At 57.7% G+C, this 19,842-nt stretch carries 25 protein-coding genes; 11 read left to right on the top strand and 14 right to left on the bottom strand.

Annotation, left to right across the window (positions count from 1 at the left end):
• Positions 1-35: 35 nt before the first annotated feature.
• The 5 genes from ACQUWM_RS06725 to ACQUWM_RS06705 all read right to left on the bottom strand — a co-directional run bounded on the left by ACQUWM_RS06725 (position 36) and on the right by ACQUWM_RS06705 (position 3,594).
• Complete coding sequence (locus ACQUWM_RS06725; RefSeq protein ID WP_428921596.1) at positions 36-1,604, bottom strand: nitrilase-related carbon-nitrogen hydrolase; 1,569 nt, start codon at positions 1,602-1,604, stop codon at positions 36-38.
• A 72-nt stretch (positions 1,605-1,676) separates the two neighbouring features.
• On the bottom strand, positions 1,677-2,219 hold the full coding sequence (thpR, locus tag ACQUWM_RS06720; RefSeq protein WP_428921595.1) for an RNA 2',3'-cyclic phosphodiesterase: 543 nt from the start codon (positions 2,217-2,219) through the stop codon (positions 1,677-1,679).
• A 10-nt stretch (positions 2,220-2,229) separates the two neighbouring features.
• Positions 2,230-2,658: an organic hydroperoxide resistance protein gene (locus ACQUWM_RS06715; protein WP_407001996.1), complete on the bottom strand. Its 429-nt coding sequence runs from the start codon at positions 2,656-2,658 to the stop codon at positions 2,230-2,232.
• 58 nt (positions 2,659-2,716) lie between these two features.
• Positions 2,717-3,202, bottom strand: a complete 486-nt coding sequence (locus tag ACQUWM_RS06710; RefSeq protein WP_428921594.1) for a MarR family winged helix-turn-helix transcriptional regulator — start codon at positions 3,200-3,202, stop codon at positions 2,717-2,719.
• Positions 3,203-3,276: 74 nt separating this feature from the next.
• Entirely contained in the window at positions 3,277-3,594 is a 318-nt protein-coding gene (locus ACQUWM_RS06705; protein WP_406988556.1) for a DUF2007 domain-containing protein, read from the bottom strand.
• 196 nt (positions 3,595-3,790) lie between these two features.
• Between ACQUWM_RS06705 and ACQUWM_RS06700 the strand changes: the two genes are divergently transcribed.
• The 4 genes from ACQUWM_RS06700 to ACQUWM_RS06685 all read left to right on the top strand — a co-directional run bounded on the left by ACQUWM_RS06700 (position 3,791) and on the right by ACQUWM_RS06685 (position 6,029).
• Entirely contained in the window at positions 3,791-4,360 is a 570-nt protein-coding gene (locus ACQUWM_RS06700; protein ID WP_407001998.1) for a DJ-1/PfpI family protein, read from the top strand.
• Positions 4,361-4,411: 51 nt separating this feature from the next.
• On the top strand, positions 4,412-4,792 hold the full coding sequence (locus ACQUWM_RS06695; RefSeq protein ID WP_407001999.1) for a ribbon-helix-helix domain-containing protein: 381 nt from the start codon (positions 4,412-4,414) through the stop codon (positions 4,790-4,792).
• Positions 4,793-4,880: 88 nt separating this feature from the next.
• Positions 4,881-5,384, top strand: a complete 504-nt coding sequence (locus ACQUWM_RS06690; RefSeq protein WP_428921593.1) for a C40 family peptidase — start codon at positions 4,881-4,883, stop codon at positions 5,382-5,384.
• An 18-nt stretch (positions 5,385-5,402) separates the two neighbouring features.
• A complete protein-coding gene (locus ACQUWM_RS06685) occupies positions 5,403-6,029 on the top strand; it encodes a hypothetical protein (RefSeq protein WP_428921592.1) in 627 nt (208 codons plus the stop codon).
• Between the two features lie 15 nt (positions 6,030-6,044).
• On the opposite strand, the gene ACQUWM_RS06680 is transcribed toward ACQUWM_RS06685, so the two are convergent.
• A complete protein-coding gene (locus tag ACQUWM_RS06680) occupies positions 6,045-6,653 on the bottom strand; it encodes a LysE/ArgO family amino acid transporter (RefSeq protein ID WP_428921591.1) in 609 nt (202 codons plus the stop codon).
• Between the two features lie 88 nt (positions 6,654-6,741).
• On the opposite strand from ACQUWM_RS06680, the gene ACQUWM_RS06675 reads away from it, so the two are divergent.
• A complete protein-coding gene (locus ACQUWM_RS06675; RefSeq protein ID WP_428921590.1) occupies positions 6,742-7,617 on the top strand; it encodes a LysR family transcriptional regulator ArgP in 876 nt (291 codons plus the stop codon).
• A 151-nt stretch (positions 7,618-7,768) separates the two neighbouring features.
• A complete protein-coding gene (locus tag ACQUWM_RS06670) occupies positions 7,769-8,044 on the top strand; it encodes a MerC family mercury resistance protein (protein ID WP_428921589.1) in 276 nt (91 codons plus the stop codon).
• Here the strand turns inward: ACQUWM_RS06670 and ACQUWM_RS06665 are convergent.
• Positions 8,034-10,922, bottom strand: coding sequence for a BACON domain-containing protein (locus ACQUWM_RS06665; protein ID WP_428921588.1), 2,889 nt, complete (start codon positions 10,920-10,922; stop codon positions 8,034-8,036). The two genes, ACQUWM_RS06670 and ACQUWM_RS06665, sit on opposite strands and share 11 nt — an antisense overlap.
• A 302-nt stretch (positions 10,923-11,224) precedes the next feature.
• Here ACQUWM_RS06665 and ACQUWM_RS06660 point away from each other — a divergent pair, with 302 nt between their 5' ends.
• Entirely contained in the window at positions 11,225-11,644 is a 420-nt protein-coding gene (locus ACQUWM_RS06660; RefSeq protein WP_407002009.1) for a DUF2721 domain-containing protein, read from the top strand.
• On the opposite strand, the gene ACQUWM_RS06655 is transcribed toward ACQUWM_RS06660, so the two are convergent.
• The 4 genes from ACQUWM_RS06655 to ACQUWM_RS06640 all read right to left on the bottom strand — a co-directional run bounded on the left by ACQUWM_RS06655 (position 11,635) and on the right by ACQUWM_RS06640 (position 13,943).
• On the bottom strand, positions 11,635-12,255 hold the full coding sequence (locus ACQUWM_RS06655) for a lysostaphin resistance A-like protein (protein ID WP_428921587.1): 621 nt from the start codon (positions 12,253-12,255) through the stop codon (positions 11,635-11,637). The two genes, ACQUWM_RS06660 and ACQUWM_RS06655, sit on opposite strands and share 10 nt — an antisense overlap.
• Positions 12,256-13,110 (bottom strand): crotonase/enoyl-CoA hydratase family protein, encoded by an 855-nt coding sequence (locus tag ACQUWM_RS06650; RefSeq protein ID WP_407002011.1) that lies wholly within the window; start codon positions 13,108-13,110, stop codon positions 12,256-12,258. It lies immediately after the preceding gene.
• A 106-nt stretch (positions 13,111-13,216) separates the two neighbouring features.
• Positions 13,217-13,615 carry a DUF2784 domain-containing protein gene (locus tag ACQUWM_RS06645; protein ID WP_428921586.1) on the bottom strand — a complete coding sequence of 133 codons (399 nt, stop codon included), beginning with the start codon at positions 13,613-13,615 and terminating at the stop codon, positions 13,217-13,219.
• Between the two features lies 1 nt (position 13,616).
• Positions 13,617-13,943, bottom strand: a complete 327-nt coding sequence (locus ACQUWM_RS06640) for an antibiotic biosynthesis monooxygenase family protein (RefSeq protein WP_407002013.1) — start codon at positions 13,941-13,943, stop codon at positions 13,617-13,619.
• A 242-nt stretch (positions 13,944-14,185) separates the two neighbouring features.
• Here ACQUWM_RS06640 and ACQUWM_RS06635 point away from each other — a divergent pair, with 242 nt between their 5' ends.
• The gene (locus tag ACQUWM_RS06635) at positions 14,186-14,392 is read left to right on the top strand and encodes a cold-shock protein (protein WP_406988534.1); all 207 of its coding nucleotides are present in this window, start codon (positions 14,186-14,188) and stop codon (positions 14,390-14,392) included.
• Between the two features lie 62 nt (positions 14,393-14,454).
• Here the strand turns inward: ACQUWM_RS06635 and ACQUWM_RS06630 are convergent, their stop codons facing one another.
• On the bottom strand, positions 14,455-15,588 hold the full coding sequence (locus ACQUWM_RS06630) for an AI-2E family transporter (RefSeq protein WP_407002015.1): 1,134 nt from the start codon (positions 15,586-15,588) through the stop codon (positions 14,455-14,457).
• 33 nt (positions 15,589-15,621) lie between these two features.
• Positions 15,622-16,293 (bottom strand): SDR family oxidoreductase, encoded by a 672-nt coding sequence (locus ACQUWM_RS06625; protein WP_428921585.1) that lies wholly within the window; start codon positions 16,291-16,293, stop codon positions 15,622-15,624.
• A 127-nt stretch (positions 16,294-16,420) separates the two neighbouring features.
• On the opposite strand from ACQUWM_RS06625, the gene ACQUWM_RS06620 reads away from it, so the two are divergent.
• Complete coding sequence (locus ACQUWM_RS06620) at positions 16,421-17,455, top strand: 2-dehydropantoate 2-reductase (protein WP_428921584.1); 1,035 nt, start codon at positions 16,421-16,423, stop codon at positions 17,453-17,455.
• Between the two features lie 73 nt (positions 17,456-17,528).
• Positions 17,529-18,398 (top strand): zinc-dependent peptidase, encoded by an 870-nt coding sequence (locus ACQUWM_RS06615; RefSeq protein WP_428921583.1) that lies wholly within the window; start codon positions 17,529-17,531, stop codon positions 18,396-18,398.
• Here the strand turns inward: ACQUWM_RS06615 and ACQUWM_RS06610 are convergent.
• Positions 18,337-19,260 carry a LysR family transcriptional regulator gene (locus ACQUWM_RS06610; RefSeq protein ID WP_428921582.1) on the bottom strand — a complete coding sequence of 308 codons (924 nt, stop codon included), beginning with the start codon at positions 19,258-19,260 and terminating at the stop codon, positions 18,337-18,339. The two genes, ACQUWM_RS06615 and ACQUWM_RS06610, sit on opposite strands and share 62 nt — an antisense overlap.
• A 111-nt stretch (positions 19,261-19,371) precedes the next feature.
• Here ACQUWM_RS06610 and ACQUWM_RS06605 point away from each other — a divergent pair, with 111 nt between their 5' ends.
• Positions 19,372-19,812 (top strand): DoxX family protein, encoded by a 441-nt coding sequence (locus ACQUWM_RS06605; RefSeq protein ID WP_428921581.1) that lies wholly within the window; start codon positions 19,372-19,374, stop codon positions 19,810-19,812.
• Positions 19,813-19,842 lie beyond the last annotated feature (30 nt).

Below are 19,842 nucleotides of genomic sequence, written 5' to 3'. Positions count from 1 at the left end.
ATCAAATGGCAAAACAACGCTCCTGTCGGTTCCGGCTATTCACCACGCCAGGTCACGCTGTAGAGGTCGTGACGGCGATCCTGAAGGTTTTTTACGGTACCACTGTTGCGAGCAGTGAGCAGCACCTCCGGTCTCAAATCAGCAAAGGCCACTGTCTCAACATTGGGTTCGGTGTCTGCCGCGATGCCATCCCGGGCAAACGGGAAATCACAGGGAGTAAGAATACAGCTCTGACCGTACTGGATTTCCATGTTCGGTACCTTCGGCAGGTTGCCAACATTACCGGACATCACCACATACACCTGATTCTCCACGGCCCGCGCCTGACAGCAATAACGCACCCGCAGGTAACTCTGGCGCTCGTCCGTACAGAACGGCACAAAGATGATGTGGACACCCTGATCCACCAGGTGCCGGGTCAGTTCCGGAAATTCCGCGTCGTAGCAGATCAGTACACCTATGGTGCCGCAGTCAGTCTCGATGGCGCTGACCCGATTGCCTCCCTTCACGTTCCACCAAAAGGCCTCGTTGGGAGTGGGGTGAATTTTGGGCTGGGTAAAGACCTGGCCGTCCCTGAGAAACACATGGGCCATGTTCCGAATGGCGCCATCATCTTCGCGCACAGGGGTGGAGCCGGCGACAATATTGATGTTGTGGCGCAGGGACAGATCCCGCATCAGTTCCCGGTAGCGTTCCGCATAGTGGGTGACTGCTGCAAACGCCTCTGCAGGGCTGCCCTTACGGGCTTCAATGGAAAGCAGCTGGAGAGTGAAAAGCTCAGGAAACACCACGAAATCGCCCTTGTAGGTGGATACGACATCCACGAAGTAACGGACAATTTCACTGAATTCATCAAACGAAGCCACCGGCCTTTGCTGGTACTGAACCGTGCCGATACGCACGGTATCCCGCATACGCTGGCCATACCGTTTGCGTTGTTCGTTGTCGCTGTTCCGGGATACTGTCGGATTACGCCAGACCAGGTGGACACCATAGCCCATGGAATCATGATCGGCATCCAGATAATGAGGAATGATTCCGTGCACCTCGAAGCCCTGAAGGAGTTGAAAGGATAGCACCGGATCCTTTTGTTCCTTGCTCCTGATGGCTTCAACGTAATCTTCAACACTGCCAAACTTTTTCAGCCGCTGCCGCAGGCTGGGCAGGCGACCGGCAAACACCACACCCTGCAGTTTCAGCGTCTGGCATAACTGCTTGCGTTCGTTGTACAGCCGCTCGCCAATACGGTATCCGCGGCACTCAGGATCCACACACACTTCCATGCCGTACAGCCAGTCACCTTCCGGGTCGTGCCGGGAGGCATAGCCATTACCGGTGATGGAAGTCCAGTCATGGGCTGCCAGGGCGACCTCTTCAGCAATGCGGAAAGTCGCGCAGTAACCCACCACGGTATCCCCCAGCATGGCGACAAACTGACCATCCGGAAAGGTGTTGATCTGCCCGGTCAGCGGCCCCTTGGTGTAGCCATACATGCCGGTGCCTTCATAGACACGGCGGCTGAGCTGGATGATGCCGGGAATATCCGCCAGCGTGGCATTACGCACAAACAGACGCAGATCAGGATCGGAAAACGGCGGGCACATAGAAACCTCGGAAAAGGCGTTGATATGCCTTCATCTATGGTGGCCAGATGGGTTTTCGTCAAGGGAAATCGGTCAGGGCGGGTCAGCCAATGGAAAGCGTTCGACCACCGAGTAGACGGATCCGCTGGGTCCCTGATTGCTTTCAAGCAGAAGAATCTCGGAAACCGCAAACTGCCCGAAAACCGAATCGCGATGATCTTCCAGCAATGCCTCCACCGATCCCCGCTGTTTTTTAAATCTCGCCAGGGTGATATGGGGGCGAAACGGTCGGCTCTCCGGCGCAATCCCGAGGCCTGCCATTCTGGTCTTGAGAGCGCCATGCAGCGCCGCTACGGGTTCCGGCGGTTGCACGCCCGCCCATAGGTTTCTCGGGCTACGGGGCTGACCGAAACAGCCGAGACCGGTCACCTCAAGCTCAAAAGCCTCTACCGGGATATCTCGAACGGCATCGCACAGTGATGCTGTCCTGCCCTGCTCAACATCTCCCAGGAACAGCAAGGTGATATGCAATTGCTCAGGGCTTTGCCATTTTGCGCCGGAAACCGGCGCAATCACCCCGAGCAAACGCTGTTTGATGCCGGTTGGAATTTCCAACCCGAAAAACAAACGGCTCATGGGAAGTGGCTCAGGCAACCCGGTTGAGGGTCACGTCGATGTTGCCACGTGTGGCATTGGAGTACGGACACACCTTGTGGGCCTCGTCGATCAGCTTCTTTGCCTCAGCATCGTCCATACCCGGCAGGCTGATACGCAGTTCGACTTCAATACCAAAGCCACCCGGAATCTGGCCAATGCCCACGACACCCTCAATAGAGGCATCCTCTGGCATCTTGAGCTTGTCACGACCGGCCACGAACTTCATGGCTCCGATGAAACAGGCGGAGTAGCCGGCAGCAAACAGCTGCTCCGGGTTGGTGCCCTTGCCGCCGGCGCCACCCAGTTCCTTCGGCGTCGTCAGTTCCACATCCAGGATGCCATCGGATGAAATAGCGCGGCCGTCACGACCACCGGTTGCTTCTGCGCTGGCTCGGTAAGCGACTTGTTCAATTGACATGGTTTTCTCCTTTTCGCTGTGGGCGGACCTCTGACATGCCACTCGGAATGAGCGGCGTTCAGGCTGGCCCGGATTCAAGATGACTGTGCAATCGTTGCCTGAGTGCGTTGAGCTGGTTCTTCAGGTCCTCCAGTTCGGCCAGGGAGCAGCCGGATGCCTCGGCCACATGCTCGGGCACCGGTTGCGCCCTTTCCCTCAGGCTGTGGCCACTGGCCGTGAGATGGATCAGCACCTGCCGCTCGTCTTCCGGCGGCCGGGTACGGGTCAGCAATTCCTGTTTTTCCAGACGTTTGATCAATGGCGTCAAGGTGCCGTAATCCAGGTGAAGACGCTCTTTCAGCGCCGACACCGTGATGCCGTCCTGTTCCCAAAGCACCAGCATCACCAGGTATTGGGGATAAGTCAGGCCAAGGTCAGACAGCACCGGTTTATAAAGTTTGGTCATGGCCAGCGAGGCGGAATACAGGGCAAAGCACATCTGCCTGTCCAACTTCAGCAGCTCACTTCCCGGCTCGCATGACTGTGACGATTTCAGTTCTTTCATAATTAACTCACTCACGATTACCTCGTGTACGAGTTATCATAACCCATGGATCAGTTGTCTGGGAAATTAATCTCCTAGTAAAGATTGAACAGCAACCACCCGAGAACGGCTAACACCAACAGAAACCAGCGCGCGTAAAAGTCCGGGCGGTCGTCATCATCCTCGGTCGCGACGTATCCGTGGCGGGTTGATTCGTATTCGGTGACCAGTTGCCGCGCACGGTAAAGGTCTTCGTCCTCCACATGAACGTTGCTGAAACCGGCAGCTCCGATTTCTCCCATGGCCCCCTGAAGATAGTGGCCACCCACGTAGGTTTCGATGCCGTTGGCCTCAAGCAGGCCGGCCACAATGTGCGCCTCGGTAATATCCCGGGCCCTGTAGGCTATTTGCAACGCCCGCCTCCTTCTGTGACCTGGTCAGTACAGCACCTGCAAACATCGCCGGTCCTATTCCAAGCATAGTCCGCCAAGACAGACAGGACCAACAAACCGCAACAGACATGAGCCTGTAGTATCCCGTTAATACCCGCTCGCCGGGCACCGCTGCTACTGTTTCCTGACCTGGCAGGACAATCACAAGGAGATAGTCATGAGCGGAAAGAAAATTCTGATGATTACCGGTGACTTCACCGAAGACTACGAAACCATGGTGCCTTTCCAGGCGCTGCAGGCAGTCGGTCACACGGTTCATGCCGTCTGCCCGGACAAGAAAGCCGGCGATACCGTCGCCACCGCCATCCACGATTTCGAGGGTGACCAGACCTACACCGAGAAACCCGGCCACCGTTTTGCCCTGAATGCCGATTTCGAGGGAATCAACCCGGCGGATTACGACGCTCTGGTGGTTCCCGGCGGACGCGCCCCGGAATATTTGCGGCTGAACGACGATGTGAAGAATCTGGTACGACACTTTTTCGACACGGAAAAACCGGTTGCCGCCATCTGTCACGGCGCGCAACTGTTAGCGGCCGCAGGCGTCCTGAAAGGCCGCGAGTGCTCGGCCTACCCTGCCTGTCAGCCGGAAGTTGAACTCGCCGGAGGCCGGTTTGCCAGCATTGAGGTTGATCAGGCTGTCACCGATGCTAATCTGGTAACAGCACCCGCCTGGCCCGCCCATCCGGCCTGGCTGGCGCAGTTTTTCAAGTTACTGGACAACTAAGCCAATGGGGCTGGAATTCCGGCCCCATTGGACACAGAGCCGGAAACGCCCATGTGCAAGCTCTTCATCAACGCCGACCCCGAGCTGTGGGTCAGCAAGACCCACTCCCTTCGTATCGACGGGATGGTAACCAGCGTTCGCATGGAAAATGCCTTCTGGCATGTCCTCGCCGAACTGGCCGAACGGGACGGCATGAACCTGCCCCAGATGATCACCAGGCTGTATCACGAGTCCATCGATGCAGGGCATGACCTGGGGAATTTCACCTCGTTCCTGCGGGTCTGCGCGATGCGTTATCTGGAGCTGCAGTTAACCGGCGATGTCCCAAGGGACACCCGGGTACCCATTGCCTCCCTGGATGCCGACCGGATCCTGGAGAAGAACCCGGCGTCGGAAGTGCTTGCCGCGCCGGGAGGTAAATCCACCCACTGATCCGGCACGGCATTCCAAACCGTAACCTGACATCCGATCGAAGGAATAATACAGTTGGAACACAGAACAGGCGGGTCTGAGTTTCAATATGCGTGAATCGTTCCGATACATCCTCATCCTGGTCATATCAGCCCTTGCCCTGGGCGGGTGCGCCAGCCATCAGAGCTTGCCCGGAAGCACGGCCGACGCGCCCTTGTCCTCGCCGACGGCTGCGGCACAGGAATCCGGCAAAGCGCAAAAGCTCTGGCAGGTATTCGAGCGCTACCGGGGCACGCCCTATCAGTACGGCGGCACTTCCTCCAATGGTTTCGACTGTTCCGGCTTCATCCTGACGGCCTATCAGGAAGGACTGGGCAAGCAACTACCCAGAACCACCTCACAAATGCTGGCCAGCGGCGATGCCGTGCACCCCGGAAATATACAGCCTGGCGATCTCGTCTTTTTCCGCATTGGCGGCAAGGAACAACACGCCGGCATTTACATGGGTGACGACCGATTTATCCATGCCTCCACCTCAATCGGCGTGACCCAGTCGTCCATGAACGGTTATTACTGGAAGGGTCGTTTTACCCAGGCCCGACGCTTTGACTGACGCCGGAGCAATGAGCCCATGACTCTCACCCGATCCCTGTGCTGTTACCTGGCTCTGCTTCCATTGGCCATGCCGGCTGCAGCGGAGGTGGAGCTCACGCCGTTTGTCGGCTTCCGAATGGGGGGTGAATTCGACACCAGAAACGACACCGACGATTCCGAAAGCCGAGTGAAGCTGGATGACACGGTAAGTCAGGGCTTGTTGGTAAACATCGATTTGCAGGAACCGGGCAAGCAGCTGGAACTGTACGTGGGGAGGCAGGACACAACGGCCGACATTCCGCAGGGGTTATTGTCGCCGCCCCGTGACCGGGTGGATATCACCCTCTACCAGCTGCAATTTGGCGGACTTTATTTCCCCGGCGGCACAACCACCGGCGGTTTTATTTCAGGCGTGGCAGGCGTGACCCGGCTCGACCCCAAACCTTCCGGTCTGGACACCCACCATCGGGCATCACTGACACTGGGCGGCGGATACAAGTTCCCGGTGACCGACCAGGTCCTGTTGCGACTGGACCTGCGTGGAATCTACACCGTGCTCGACAGCGGTGGCTCGGTGTTCTGCTCCGGCGGCTGCAACGTCCGGTTTGAAAGCAGCGGGTATTTGCAGGTTGAGGCGGGTGCCGGGCTGGCTATCCGTTTCTGACCGCCCCCATGAATCCTACAGACCACCATTTACGGCAAGGTGCACCGCAATACCCGCCATCATCAGGCCAATAACACCATCAATCACGCGCCAGGCCATCGGCCGAGACAGAACCGGCGCCAGCGCCGATCCGCTCCATGCCAGCAGCCCGAACCAGAGAATCGACGCACTGCTGGCGCCAGCGACAAAAGTGGTGGCGTCTTCCTGCTGCGCACCCACCGCCGGTATCAACACCAGGGTATCGAGATACACCTGAGGGTTCAGCAAAGTAACCGCCAGCGTGGTGAACAGCACGCCCTTCAGGCTTCGTTTTGTCACTTCTCCGACTTCCAGAGCCACCCTGCCCCGACCGGCGCGAACGAAGGCCTGGATAGCCAGCCAACCGAGGAACACCACCCCGAGCCAGCGCAGGATTTCCAGGGCCTGGGGCATGGCCATCAGCGCAGCGCTGACACCGAACATACCCAGGGTAAACAGGGTGACATCCGCCGCCATGCACAAGCTGGCTGACCACCAATGGTGCTCCCTGCGGATCGCCTGGCTCAGCACGTAGGCATTCTGGGCTCCGATGGCGACAATGATGCCACCGCACACAATCAAACCGGTCAGGTAACTCTCCAGCACGTTTAAACCTCCTTATCCAATAGCGCAAGATTACCGGGTTACCGCTATACTGGAAATTCATATTCATAATGCTGCATCAGTTTTTCTTATGATCGATTACAAACTCCTGGAAGCCCTCGCCACAGTGATCGAATGCGGTGGTTTTGAACGTGCCGGCGGGGCCCTGGGACTCAGTCAATCAGCGGTGTCCCAGCGCCTGCGCACATTGGAAATCCGGCTTGGCCAGCCCGTTCTGATTCGTAGCCCGGTTATCAAGGCCACTCCTGCCGGTCAGAGGCTGCTGAACCATGTGCAGCAGGTGCAACTGCTGGAACGGGATCTGGCCGGTTCCATTCCGGCACTTTCGGAGCCAACGGCAAGGCTCCGCATTGCCCTGAACGCGGACAGTCTCGCCACCTGGTGGGCGACGGCTATTGGCGAATTCTGCGCAGAGGAAGCACTGCTACTGGATATGGTGATCGAAGATCAGGACATTGGCCTGCGCCGCATGCGCGAAGGCGATGTTGCCGCCTGCCTGTGCAGCAGCCCACAACCGGTCGCCGGTGCCCGCTGCGTGCCAGTCGGCACGATGACCTACCTGCCACTGGCCACGCCGGCATATGTTCAGCGGTATTTCTCCAGCGGCTTTACGGCTGGCAATCTCGAATCCGCCCCGGCGATTGTGTTCGGCCCCAATGATCAGCTTCAGCACCGCTTTCTCGCCCAGTGCGGCTACCACGGCCCGGTGCCCCACCATCTCTGCCCGTCCTCGGAAGGCTTCGTGAAGCTGGCCCTGGCGGGGATGGGGTACGGCATGATCCCCCAGGCCCAGGTGCAACAGGAACTGGACACGGGACAACTGGTCAACATCGCCCCCGGCCAATCCCTGGAAGTGCGGCTCTACTGGCATTTCTGGCGCCATAGCGGCGGTGTTATGGACCGCCTGACCACGGCTATCCAGTCGGCCAGCCCCCTTGATCGATAGCCGTTACTCCCTTCCCCGCGTTACTGTTGCCATTCATCATTGGCGAGGATCATCTTCGGGATTCAGGTATTCAATGCCCCAGGGGCCGATTCCGTGGAGCTGGATAACCACCTCTCCCTCGGTATAGCCGTACATCGGATCCCCGGGAGACATGATCGCCAGACTGCCTTCCGGCAGCTCCCTAGGCATCGGGGTCTTTACGGCGCTGACCGTGCTCGCTGTGGCTGCGGGGAAACGACGCCATCACCAGATCATGCCTACCCTGATAGCCTTGGCGGGGGCTTGCCTCGTGTTCTTTGCCCTGTTTGTCTCCTACTGGTTTGTTGTGGAGCTGGCCGGTTTCATTCTGTTGATAGGTGCGGTATTCCGGGACCTGACACTTCGCCGGAGAGATGAGGCCCGGCGCCTGGGGCTCACTAGGGACTAACGTTAAACACTCCATGCACCACGGTTTCCCCGGAGGAGTCACTGCTCACGGCCGTGATCTGGTGCTGTCCGTCCAGGCCCTGGAGGTCAAATGGATAGGCGTTGCGGGGTGGCGTCAGGATGGTGCCCGCGAAATCCCAAGGTGCATTGCCCTCCACCTTGATCGGTTTGGCTAGCCGATTGGGGTCGTCAAGGTAGAACGATACCTTCTCAATGCCAGCCGCCTCGGGGACAAAAACATAGACATTGCCGGACAGGGTTGTGCCATCCAGCGGAAACGCTGAGCTACGGTCCGGAGACAGGGATACCAGAAGTCCGGAGCTGGACTGCTGGCCATAGAACAGGTCAACGCTCACGGATTCCTGATCGCCGCTGTCCGCCAATACCGTGACCTGCCCATGATACTGCCCAGGGGACAGGTCGTTGACCTGCGCGGTCACGGTCAGGGTTTCCGGCAGGGTACCGGAGGACGGGCTGACCGTGAGCCAGCTTGCGTTGGTTTGGGCGGTATAGGCCAGCACCTGGCCGTCGGTCATTTGAGCCAGCACGCTGTCCTCCGCCATGGATTGCGGTGCTATCACCTGCAACGAAAGGCTGGGCGGGCTGACCGCCAGTTGAGGCGCATCATTGGCAACCTGGAAACTGGAATCCACTAGCACTTCCAGACCACTGCCCAGGGACAAGCGAGCACCCATTGCATGGCCGCCATCGGCCAGTGTCTCTGTGTCAAACGGGTAGGCACTGTCGTCCGGGGCGGTTCCTCCCAGATCAAACGGGGCTATGTTCTCTGTCTTGGTGACTGTGCCAGTTCCGGTGGGGTCATCCAGGTAGAAGCGCACCTTTTTGACGTCGGTATCCGGGCTGGTGAAGATATAGCGATTACCCTGCAACACGGCGCTTTCCAGGGGCTGGGCCGACAGCCGTTGCGGGTTATCGGCCACCCACAGGCTGTAGTCCGAGGAGCCAACCACCAGCGACACCGGCAACCAGGTAGCATTGTCAGCCCCATCCGAGAACTCCAGAACCCCACTGTACTTGCCCACGGCCAGCCCCTGGGCGTCGGCGGTGAGCTGGAGGTTTGCCGGCGTAGTGCCACTTACGGCGGACACCGACAGCCAACCCGGTATCTGGGTCACCTCGAATGGAATGGTTGTGCCATCGGCCGTCAGTTGCACCTCCAGGCTCTCCACTTCCCCGGATTCCAGATTGAACGCCACTTGCGTAGGTTGGGCGGCGAATTCCGGGCCGCAGGTCTGGGTGGTATAGCGTACCCGGTCGATTCGCAGGGGCGGCGCCCCGTTACCCGCAACACCATGGATATCGACATCCAGCACCCCCGCCGAAGACACTGTCAAATGCGCGTAATGGTGCAGGGTATTGTCCCGTGTAACCGTCCAGTCAGGTGGCGGCGATGACGACCAGGGGGAAAACCCCTTGGAGATATTACTGAGCTTGCCACCGGGAGCCACCTTCAGCCAGGTAACCCCATCGTCCAGTGTATAGCAATGGCGATCAGTGGATGTCGGAGTATTATCGGCGGGCACGTTCTCCAACGGATAGGTTCGCTCATAGGATTGGTCGTGGGCAGTTAATACAACCTGCACGCCGGCGGCTTCGAACACAGGTCCCAGTTGGCCCCGCAATGTCAAGGCGGATGGATGATTCTTGCCATCGGAGAACGGAGCCGCATGAAAGAAAGGAATCAGCCAGCGCTGTCCCTGCTGGGAAGCAGCGGCCAGATCGGCGGCCAGCCAATCGAGCGCATCCTGGGGCAGGGTCTGGAATTCATCTACCCCGAATAATGCTACGAAATGGATGTCCCCAACATCGAAACTGTACATACGCCGGTTGTTCCAGCCGTCCGGCGTGGGGAAGTACTGCACCCAGGTGTCAAAGCCCTCACCCAGCACCACCTCATGGTTGCCATATACCGGCATCATGGGCGTATTCCCCGCCACTGCCGCCATTTGATCAAACCAGGCGGCAATGGTGCGTTCCAGGGTGCCAAACCGCTTGTCGGTATCAAAATAGACGTAGTCACCGCCCAACAGCACCAACCGGGGCGACAGGGCAGCAATCTCCGCGATCACTTGCTCGGTCCCCGTTGCCAGGCCATCGGTACGGCCAACCAGCCCGGTATCCGCCACGAACACTGCGTCAAAATCCTGGGGCCCCGGAGCAGGCGCGGTCTGGCTTTGATAGACCTTGCTCCACACACTGTCCGCCAACGCCACGCGGAATTCATAGGGGGTATCGGGTATCAGCCCGGAAAGGGCAACCTTGAGATACCTGCCATCCGATGTTTGATGATTGAGCGAACCGCTGGCCTGAGCCCAGTCGGAATCACCGGTCATTCTGTAGCTCACCATGGCCGGCACCGATGCATCCGGGGTGAACCAAACCAGGCTTAACGATGTGGCCGGGTCCGCTTGCCAACCGACATGCAGCTGCTGGGCCTCATCACCAGGCTCGGGGGCTGGCTGGTTCGTCACCTGCATGCCCACATCCAGGGTTTGTACGGTGACTCCGCCCTTGTTCAACTGGGCCCTCAGGGCGTAGGTGCCATCCAGCAGTTCGTGAGTGTCGAAGGGCAAGGCGAGTTCATCCGGGGTTGTACCCTCCAAGTCCCAGGGCACGTTGTTCTCGGTTTTAACCAGTGTGTTATCCAGGTAGAAGCGCACCTGGTCCATATCATCAGCGTCGGCCACAAAGACGTAGACCACGCCCGAGACTGGCCCGGATGCAACAGGTGTGGGAGCGCTGCGATCGGGGGATGTGGAGACCATCAATGAAGCGGCCTGCAGTGCGCTGGAAACCCCCATTATCAGGGAGATTGCAAGCGCCATGATCACCGGTAACCATTGCCGAATGTGGTTCATGAAGCCTCTCTCCTTTAGCTTATCCGCAAAGAGACACTCTGGAAATACGGCAGCATATTCAGTGCCAGCGCTGCAACTGGCTGAACGCTATGGGGAAGGTTTTGGCGGGGTCGCCATTAGGCGAGTATTGTGTAAGAAAAACTGACATCGGGTGGTGGCTGAACACGACGCTGTCACAGCATTAGATCAACGGCTTACCTTGAAAGTTACCAACCCTATTTTGCAGTTACCGACTTTATTTCAATCCCATATAATGGCCAGGTATTACCGGCTAACGCACTGATCTCAAAAAGGACGACGAATTGGATCTGACAACGCCCGCCCTGCTGTTTCCTGCTATCTCACTGCTGTTGCTCGCGTACACCAATCGCTTTCTGGTACTGGCGCAGCTGATTCGTCAGCTCAGGCAAATGGATACCGAAGAGGACCATGCATTGATCGCCCGGCAGATCGGTATGTTGCGAAAGCGGATAGTGCTGACCAAGCGCATGCAGGCTTACGGCGTGCTCAGTTTCTTCCTCTGCACTGTCTCCATGTTCCTGCTCTTCCTGGGGGCTGAATTGGCCGGGGTGGTGGCTTTTGGCGCCAGCCTGGTGTTGCTGTCTTTTTCGCTGCTGTATTCCCTGTACGAGATACAGATTTCAACCAACGCTATCAACGTTGAGCTGGCCAGTTTCGAAGCCCGGAAAAGTACCGGCAGGGAAGATATCGACTATTCCTGATGCTCCGGGTGACCGGAACCCGCTTCCCTGACACCAAACCAGCGCGGAAAACGGAGCAGGCAAAACAGGGCAATCATGTCGTAGACCGCGTGCCAGATCATGACCAGCGCAATACTGTCAGACAGAACATAAGCCACACCCAGAATCAGCCCCAGCCCAGTGGCGATCAGGAAATAGGTGAACGACACATAGTGCACCAGACCAAAGAAAACCGAAGCCACCAGTACCGCGACAGTGGCGTTGGTGTGTTCCAGCAACCAGCCCTGCACCGCGCCACGGAACAGCAATTCCTCGCCAATGCCCGCCAGTAACGACAGCACAATCAGCATGGTCCGCGAATAGCTGGACGCAAAGTTATACAGCCCCTGCATCTGCCGCTCCAGATTATCCGGCAGTAATCCGGGAATCTGTGTGAATAAAAGCAGCGTGACATAAGTGAGCAAGGCACCGACCACGCCGTACACGAGGCTGAGCCATAGGCCAGGCCCCAGGAGCGGCACCGTGATATCGAAAATCAGAATGGCAGCCAGGCCGAGCACGCCAATGGCGCCCTGGAACACCAGGGCTGCCATGGGGGAGATTCCGGATGTGCGCCGGTTTCTCATAGGCATTTACTGCTCAAACAGCGGTTTTACCGGGAACAAGGCATCGTACTGGGGGGCCTGCTTCTGCGCTTTGGCCTGGAAGGATTTCATCATGTCGGTGGGACGGAACATGCCGGCCTGCCATGTGGCCATATACTTCAGGCTGTCTTCCACGCTGTGATCACGGCTGTAGTTCAGCATTTCCTTGCAGCCGGTGACCGCCAGCGGTGAGTTGGCTGCGATTTGCCCTGCCACCTTCATCACGGCCGCCAGCATCGCTTCCTGATCGGCATAGACCGAGTTCACAAACCCAAGGCTCCGGGCTTCTTCCGCCGAGAACTTGCGCCCGGTGTATGCCAGCTCCCGAACCACGCCCTCCGGCATCAGTTTGGGCAGACGCTGAAGGGTGCCGACGTCGGCTGTCATACCCAGCTCAGTTTCCTTGATGGTGAAATAGGCATCTTCCGTGCAGTAACGGCTATCAGCCGCACAGACAAGATCCAGCGCACCACCGATGCAACCACCGTGTATAGCGGCCAGTACCGGCAGACGGATCTTTTCCAGCGATGTCAGCGTGTCCTGCAGCTGCAACACGACCCGGCGCAGATTTTCCGCCATACGGCCAGGATCGCCGCTCATGGGTACGGATTTTGGGTCGCTGAATACACTCAGATCCATCCCCGCGGAGAAATGCTTGCCAGTGGACGAAATCACGATCACCCGTGCGTCGGTGTTGGCTTCGATATCCTGCATGCACTGTGGCAGCTCCAGCCAGAACGCCTTGTTCATGGTGTTCAGCGCTTCCGGGCGGCTGAACTGCACATGGGCGATGTGGTCGGATACCTCGATGGAAAAACTCTGATAGTTCGCAAGTTCTGGCACGTAGCACTCCTTGTATGGGGATCTGGTTCAGGTCTGGGGCAGATTAAACCATGTTCCCGCGCCATTCACCCATAGGGATTCAATCCGTGACGCTTGTCCCTGCCCTCTAGTGTTTCTTTCTACGGAATCGCGGTGGGCAGTACCACCAGGTCAGCACAACCAGCAGCCCGAACAGCGTATAGGCCAGGATGAACACCCAGGCTGGTGCCTGGTAGTAGAGCAATTCCTGCAACCAGTACTGCACGAAACTCCCGGAATAGCCCGCTTCACCAGCTTGAGAACGCAACCACACCTCCAGTGTGGTCAACGGGCACAGAACCCCCAGCCACGCCTGCAGCACCACTATGGCAATGGCAATCACATGGGTAAGCCGGAACCACAGGTTATTGACCCACACCCAGCCCCGGAGGTTACCGGCAATTATCAAGACCAACCCACCGACAACAAACAGTACGATCACCGCATGAATCGTCAGGACCGTATCGGCCAGGATCTGGTATGGCATGTCATTCCTGGCCCGACTTGCCGTGAGGCATGACCACCCACTCTGGGTCCTCAAACTCGCCCAACGGTTGGATCTCCACAAACGGCGCGGCGCTACGGATAATGTCGGTGATTTCAGGGTTCTTGTCAGACTCCATCGCATCCCGTGCCGCCTTGCTTTCCCAGGTGGCGATGGCAATCAACGTGTCGGGATCACCAATCTTTCGATGCAGCTCTGTTCCCCTGGCCCCGGGGGCCTGCTGGATCAGCTCACTCGCCCGTACCCAGGCATCTGCGTAGTCTTCAGCGGTGTAGCCATCTTTGATACGAACTTCAAAGATATACTTCATACAACCTCCCTTGGTATATGCCTATACGAAATAGCTTTGCATTCCGTTCCCACTGGGGTACAGTGAGTCCCGTTGGAAAGATAGAGCAAAGCATTTCATCAATAAGACGCATCTCTGTTGTAATTAGTAGTGCATCGTCCTGTTTTTGACCACGCCAGTTTTTTGTTTCCGCATTCCGCTGATCAGTCATCACGCCGATGATCTGACGGCAAGTTAAATAATTGAATTCAGGATAGTTAAATATGTCTACTGTTACCGGTACTGTTAAGTTCTTCAACGAAGCAAAAGGCTTTGGCTTTATTACTCGTGAAGGCGGCCCGGACGTTTTTGTTCACTACAGCGCCATCCAGGGCGGCGGCTTCAAGACTCTGGCAGAAGGCCAGCAGGTTGATTTCACCGTAACTGAAGGCCAGAAAGGTCCTCAGGCGGAAAACGTAGTTGGCCTGTAAATAACAGCCAATACGTAGCAAAAAAGGCAGCCTCGGCTGCCTTTTTTTCGTTCAGTGGACGCCTATTTGCCCAGCAACTCCCCCACCGGGCGTAAGTTGACGATATGATCGCAAAGAGACTTGGTGATCATCAGAATGGGAGTGGCAATAATTAACCCGACCGGTCCCCAGATCCACCCCCAGAACAGCAGACCGATAAAGATCGAGACGGTGTTCAGACTGGATACTTTGCTGGTCATCCACGGTGTCATCAGGTTGCCCTGAATACTGGTGATAATCAGGGACGTCACCGCAACAATGATTGCCATATCAGGCGTTCCAAACTGAAGGAAAGCCGCCAGCCCGCACCCGATAAACACCAGAAACGGGCCCAGGTAGGGAATGGCACTGGCCACCCCCGCCGCGACACCCCACAACCCTGCTTCTTCAACCCCCAGCGCGAGAAATGCCATCCAGGTAGCCAGGCCGACAAACAGGGCACCGATCAGCATCACGAACAGAAACCGCCGGACCTGATGGTGAAATTCGCTCATGAGGCGAGCTGCATTGCGCATGCGGCGAAGCGAAGGCCCGGACAACCGTATGATTTTCCTGCGGTACAGTTTGCCGACGGACAACTGAAAATACACCAGTAACAGCACGGAAAACAGCTGAGATATGAGCAACAAGGCTGATGATGAGCCCCTCAGCAGGTAGTTCCTGAGGTTAAAGGAGTCGTCGACAATTCGCACGGGTGTGACCCCGGGTTCGGACTCCTCCTCGTCCTCCGCGGTGGATTCTATTTCCTTGACCGCCTTTTCTGCTTTCTCCAGCATATCCTCTTCGCCGGTCACAGCTGCGCTGGCCCGTATCTGTTTTACTTTCTGGGCTGCCAACGGCACCTTGTCCAGCATAGACATGGCCTCACGCTGGAGAGGGATACTGGCGATCGACACCATGGCAACCAGGCTCAAAAGGATAATAGCCGCGCCGATAGCCCGGGGAATCCGAAGCCGCTCCAGGGCAGACACCAGCGGGTCAAGGGTGTAGGAAACCAGCACCGCAACCACCAGCGGCAGCAGAATGGCCTCTGCCCAGTCGATGAAGTAAACCGTCGCGATAGTCGCAATCACGACCAGGGCGGCATCCCTTATATTGATCTTCCCCGTCAAGCCCCGCTGTTCCGGAGCTGAAGGTTCCCTCTCAGTGTCTTTCATGGGGTTCGTCCTTCCCACCCGCCCTAGCTGCTGCTACCAGGGCAACAGCTCCCCATTGCTGTGCCAGAACGAACCGGTGTTTTCCAGGTTCAGTTCCTCAATTCGATCTGCCAGACCTTTCGCGGATTCCGTGGGCGTGATCAGCCCACCGAAATTCACCATGCGGGTTTTGACATAGCCCGGGTGCAACTGGGCAACGGCAATGCCTTTTGGTTGCAGATCCACGGCCAGGGATTTCCCAAAGGCGTTCAACGCCGCCTTTGACGCGCGGTAACCGTAACGACCGCCGGAATCGTTGTCGGCAATCGAGCCCATGCGGCTGGTTATGTTGGCAATCTTGCCGCCGTAGGGAATCTGGCCCACCAGCGCCTCGGCCACACGCAACGGTGCGTAGGCATTGATTTCCATCTGGGTACGGATGGAGTCGAAGTCGATACTGCCCAGCTTCTCATCCTGCAACAGACCGGCATTATTGATCAGCAGGTCAATGGTCTGGCCTTCCAGTTCGCTCACCAGCTTCCGGATACCGTCGTCCAAGGTGACATCCACGCCCTCAATGACCTTCGCAGCCGTTTCCCGCAACTCCGCGGAGGCCTCACGGCATATTCCAATCACCTGGCAGCCTTGCCCCGCGTAATGTCGAGCCAGTTCAAGGCCGATACCACGATTGGCACCGGTAATAACCACCGTCGGGTTCTCAGACATATCCCTTTTCCTCCTGCAGACTCATTGATGCGCCAAGACATTAGAGTATGGCATCACTGGGGCAGGCAGGCCAAAATGGCCGTGCTTGCACGAAAACAATAAACGAAACCAGCATAAGGCTTACCCTGTGACGAAGACTACTTTCCGAGTTGTCATTTTTGGTGCCGGTAGCATCGGCTGCTATCTGGGCGGGCGGCTGCTGTCCGCCGGCGTTGATGTGATTATGGTTGGCCGACCCGGAATGCGGGAGGTGCTTCAGGCCAATCCCCTGGTGGTGACCGACTACGAGGGCTTCAGCTTTCGCAGCCAGCTTGCCGAAAACCGGTACGTAACCTCCGCCGAAGCCGCCCGGGAGGCGGACCTGGTTCTGGTCACAGTGAAATCCGCAGCGACGTCTGAAGCGGGCAAACAGCTCGCCCCCTGGGTGCCAGCAGGCATACCGGTGGTCAGCCTGCAGAACGGAATTTCCAACGCGTCACACCTTCAGGAGGCAATGCCGGAAGCCAACGTACTGGCCGGCATGGTGCCTTTCAATGTGTTACAGCAGCAGCCAGGGCATTTCCATCAGGGTACCGAAGGCCACCTGATGGCAGAGCAGCATCCATCCTTCGATCCCGCCCTGCCCTGGTTTGATAAGGCAGGATTACCCCTGGAACCGAGGTCCGACATCGAATCGGTGATGTGGTCCAAGCTGTTGTTGAACCTGAACAACCCGGTCAACGCGCTTTCAGGCGTCCCCCTGCTGGATGAGCTATCACAGCGGGACTTTCGCCGCTGCCTTGCCCTGGCGCAACGTGAAACGCTGCAACTTCTGAAGACCGCCGGAATCCCGACCGTCAAACTGACCGGCCTGCCGATGAACCTGATTCCGCCACTGATGTCGACGCCGGACTGGCTGTTTACCCGGTTGGCGAAACAGATGCTGACCATCGACCCGGTCGCCCGCTCCTCCATGTGGGAAGATCTCCAGGCCGGACGGCCGACGGAGATCGACTGGATCAATGGCGAAGTGGTGAAACTGGCGGAACGACTGGGGAAGGATGCCCCCGTCAACCGGAAGCTGGTGGAGCTGATGCACGAACGGGAAAACCAGCCCCGAACCTGGAATGCGGGTGAATTGCTGACTGCGTTACAGGGCAGCCGGGCAGGCTCTATCACTTAACCGATCGTTCGCCCCAAACAAACCGTATTTCCGGTAAGATGCGCATAGCCCCATAATCCAGACAGGCTCAGGAATGTCATCAGCGCTGATCTACACAGTTTTTGCCGTAACACTGATCGGATTGAGTGTCTTCTACCTGTTCTTCTATCAGCAATGGCGCCGCGAACGGGCACTGCAACGACCCTTTCCGGAGCAATGGCGACAACTACTGAATACCCAGGTGCCCCTGTACCGCAGACTTTCCCCGTCATTGCGACAACAGCTTGAACAACGGGTGCAGCTGTTCCTCTCGGAAAAATCCTTCTACGGGTGCGATGATTTTGATGTGGATGACACGGTCCGGCTCACCATTGCCGGTCACGCCTGCCTGCTGATTCTGGCCCGTGACTATAGCGATTTCGATGAAGTACGCAGCATCCTGGTGTATCCGGACGCCTATCACGTGAGGGATGTGGAAAACGATGGCATGGTGGTGAGCGTCAGTAACCAGATTCGTGCCGGTGAAGCCTCCAGCCGTGGCCAGGTGGTACTGGCCTGGGCGGAATGCGAAGAAGGTGCGGTGAATCCAAACGGCGAACACAACGTGATTCTCCATGAATTCGCACACCAGCTTGATTACCTCGACGGCACCGCGGATGGCGCGCCTCCGCTCAGCGGCGAACAGGCCAGGCAGTGGCAGCAAACCATGACCCGCGCCTATGAACACCTGCGCCACTCGCTCCGGCATCACCAGCACAGCTGGCTGGATCCGTACGGTGCCACTGAGCCGGCTGAGTTCTTTGCCGTGCTGACAGAAGCCTTCTTTCAGCAACCCAAACACCTGAACGACGAACAGCCGGAAGTGTACAAAGCCCTCTGCGGGTTCTACCGCTTTGATCCGCTCACGGATGTGTCCGGTGATCAGGCTGCGCCTGTCGCAGGCCACCCGAAAACTTCTCACTGAGAAAGTCCACCAACGCCCTGACCTTGGGCGCAACAAACTTGCGAGTCGGATAAATCGCGTAGACCCCCAGCTCCATGGAACGGTACTCCGGCATCACTTCCACCAGCGATCCCGCCGCCAGGTCTCCGCCCACCAGAAAATCCGGTTGCAGAATAATACCCTGATGGCTGAGCGCCACGGCACGACAGGTGTCGCCGTTGTTGGTGTTGAGCCAGGGTTGAATGCGAACAGACACCGCACCATTCGGCCCTTCAAAATGCCAGTCGTGACGCGTGGCCAGATTGCTGTAGGCGATGATTCTGTGCTCCGCCAATTCCGACGGGTGCTCCGGCGTTCCGTGGGTTGCCAGGTAGTCCGGCGAAGCACACAACATTATGCGGGTAGAGGCCAGCTTGCGACTGATCAGCGTGGAACTGGGCAGGCTGGCGATGCGGATAGCCAGGTCAAACCCTTCCTCGACAATATCCACAATCCGGTCAGCCAGGCTGACCTCCAGCTGTACATCCGGGTGCCGCTGATGAAACTCCCCCCAAAGCGGCCCGAGATGGCCAATGCCAAAACTCACCGGAACATTGATTCTCAGCAGCCCGCGGGCATTACCGCTGCGGGAATCCAACTCCGCCTCGGCCTCCTCAACAGCTGACAGCAGTTCCTTGCACCGGAAATAGAACACCTCCCCCTCATCCGTCAGTGACAGCCGACGGGTGGTGCGATGCAGCAGCCTCACGCCCAACCGCGTCTCCAGGTCATTTACATACCGGGATGCCGCTGCTTTGGACACCCCCATTACCTCAGCTGCCCCGACAAAACTCTTGGCATCCACCACAGATACGAAGGTCTGCATCTCCAACAACTTATCCATTGTTTCATTTCCCGAGACAGTTAATATCAATTTACCATGTTTATCCCATTTACCATGACGAGTAAAGTTCACTCCATGGTTTAGCAACGAACCCACACAGGAGAGAACACAATGAGCACTCAATTGATCAATCGCGTATTTGCAACCAACTCAAGCTGGGCGGCCCTGGCACTGAGAATCCCCGTCGGCATCATCTTTGTGGCCCACGGCGCCCAGAAACTGTTTGGCTGGTTTGGTGGTTACGGCCTGGAAGGTACTGGCCAGTGGATGGATTCCATCGGCCTCAGCCCCGGCTACCTGATGGCCCTGATGGCCGGCGGCGCGGAATTCCTCGGCGGCCTGGCCCTGATCATCGGCCTGCTGGTTCGGCCCGCCAGTGCGGCCCTGGCCTTCGCCATGCTGATCGCGATCTTCAGCGTGCATATCGGCAACGGCCTGTTCATGAGTAACAATGGTTATGAGTTTGGTCTTGCACTGCTGGCCGTGTCTGTATCGCTGGTCTTCAGCGGTGGTGGCCGGGCTTCCGTAGACGCCCTGCTCGCCAGGCAGTAAGACCGAATAAAACCATCAGCCCGCGCCCAA

The sequence above is a fragment of the Marinobacter sp. DUT-3 genome (assembly GCF_050379435.1).
In the GTDB taxonomy this organism is placed as follows: Bacteria; Pseudomonadota; Gammaproteobacteria; order Pseudomonadales; family Oleiphilaceae; genus Marinobacter.
Note: the sequence above shows the minus strand (reverse complement) of the source record. Positions and strands in the feature narration are given on the sequence as shown.

Coding starts and splice junctions, on each gene's coding strand:
- ACQUWM_RS06725 (WP_428921596.1), bottom strand. CDS start 1,604: ATGTGCCCGCCGTTTTCCGATCCTGATCTGCGTCTGTTTGTGCGTAAT.
- thpR (WP_428921595.1), bottom strand. CDS start 2,219: ATGAGCCGTTTGTTTTTCGGGTTGGAAATTCCAACCGGCATCAAACAG.
- ACQUWM_RS06715 (WP_407001996.1), bottom strand. CDS start 2,658: ATGTCAATTGAACAAGTCGCTTACCGAGCCAGCGCAGAAGCAACCGGT.
- ACQUWM_RS06710 (WP_428921594.1), bottom strand. CDS start 3,202: ATGAAAGAACTGAAATCGTCACAGTCATGCGAGCCGGGAAGTGAGCTG.
- ACQUWM_RS06700 (WP_407001998.1), top strand. CDS start 3,791: ATGAGCGGAAAGAAAATTCTGATGATTACCGGTGACTTCACCGAAGAC.
- ACQUWM_RS06695 (WP_407001999.1), top strand. CDS start 4,412: ATGTGCAAGCTCTTCATCAACGCCGACCCCGAGCTGTGGGTCAGCAAG.
- ACQUWM_RS06690 (WP_428921593.1), top strand. CDS start 4,881: ATGCGTGAATCGTTCCGATACATCCTCATCCTGGTCATATCAGCCCTT.
- ACQUWM_RS06685 (WP_428921592.1), top strand. CDS start 5,403: ATGACTCTCACCCGATCCCTGTGCTGTTACCTGGCTCTGCTTCCATTG.
- ACQUWM_RS06675 (WP_428921590.1), top strand. CDS start 6,742: ATGATCGATTACAAACTCCTGGAAGCCCTCGCCACAGTGATCGAATGC.
- ACQUWM_RS06670 (WP_428921589.1), top strand. CDS start 7,769: ATGATCGCCAGACTGCCTTCCGGCAGCTCCCTAGGCATCGGGGTCTTT.
- ACQUWM_RS06665 (WP_428921588.1), bottom strand. CDS start 10,922: ATGAACCACATTCGGCAATGGTTACCGGTGATCATGGCGCTTGCAATC.
- ACQUWM_RS06655 (WP_428921587.1), bottom strand. CDS start 12,255: ATGCCTATGAGAAACCGGCGCACATCCGGAATCTCCCCCATGGCAGCC.
- ACQUWM_RS06645 (WP_428921586.1), bottom strand. CDS start 13,615: ATGCCATACCAGATCCTGGCCGATACGGTCCTGACGATTCATGCGGTG.
- ACQUWM_RS06640 (WP_407002013.1), bottom strand. CDS start 13,943: ATGAAGTATATCTTTGAAGTTCGTATCAAAGATGGCTACACCGCTGAA.
- ACQUWM_RS06635 (WP_406988534.1), top strand. CDS start 14,186: ATGTCTACTGTTACCGGTACTGTTAAGTTCTTCAACGAAGCAAAAGGC.
- ACQUWM_RS06630 (WP_407002015.1), bottom strand. CDS start 15,588: ATGAAAGACACTGAGAGGGAACCTTCAGCTCCGGAACAGCGGGGCTTG.
- ACQUWM_RS06625 (WP_428921585.1), bottom strand. CDS start 16,293: ATGTCTGAGAACCCGACGGTGGTTATTACCGGTGCCAATCGTGGTATC.
- ACQUWM_RS06615 (WP_428921583.1), top strand. CDS start 17,529: ATGTCATCAGCGCTGATCTACACAGTTTTTGCCGTAACACTGATCGGA.
- ACQUWM_RS06610 (WP_428921582.1), bottom strand. CDS start 19,260: ATGGATAAGTTGTTGGAGATGCAGACCTTCGTATCTGTGGTGGATGCC.
- ACQUWM_RS06605 (WP_428921581.1), top strand. CDS start 19,372: ATGAGCACTCAATTGATCAATCGCGTATTTGCAACCAACTCAAGCTGG.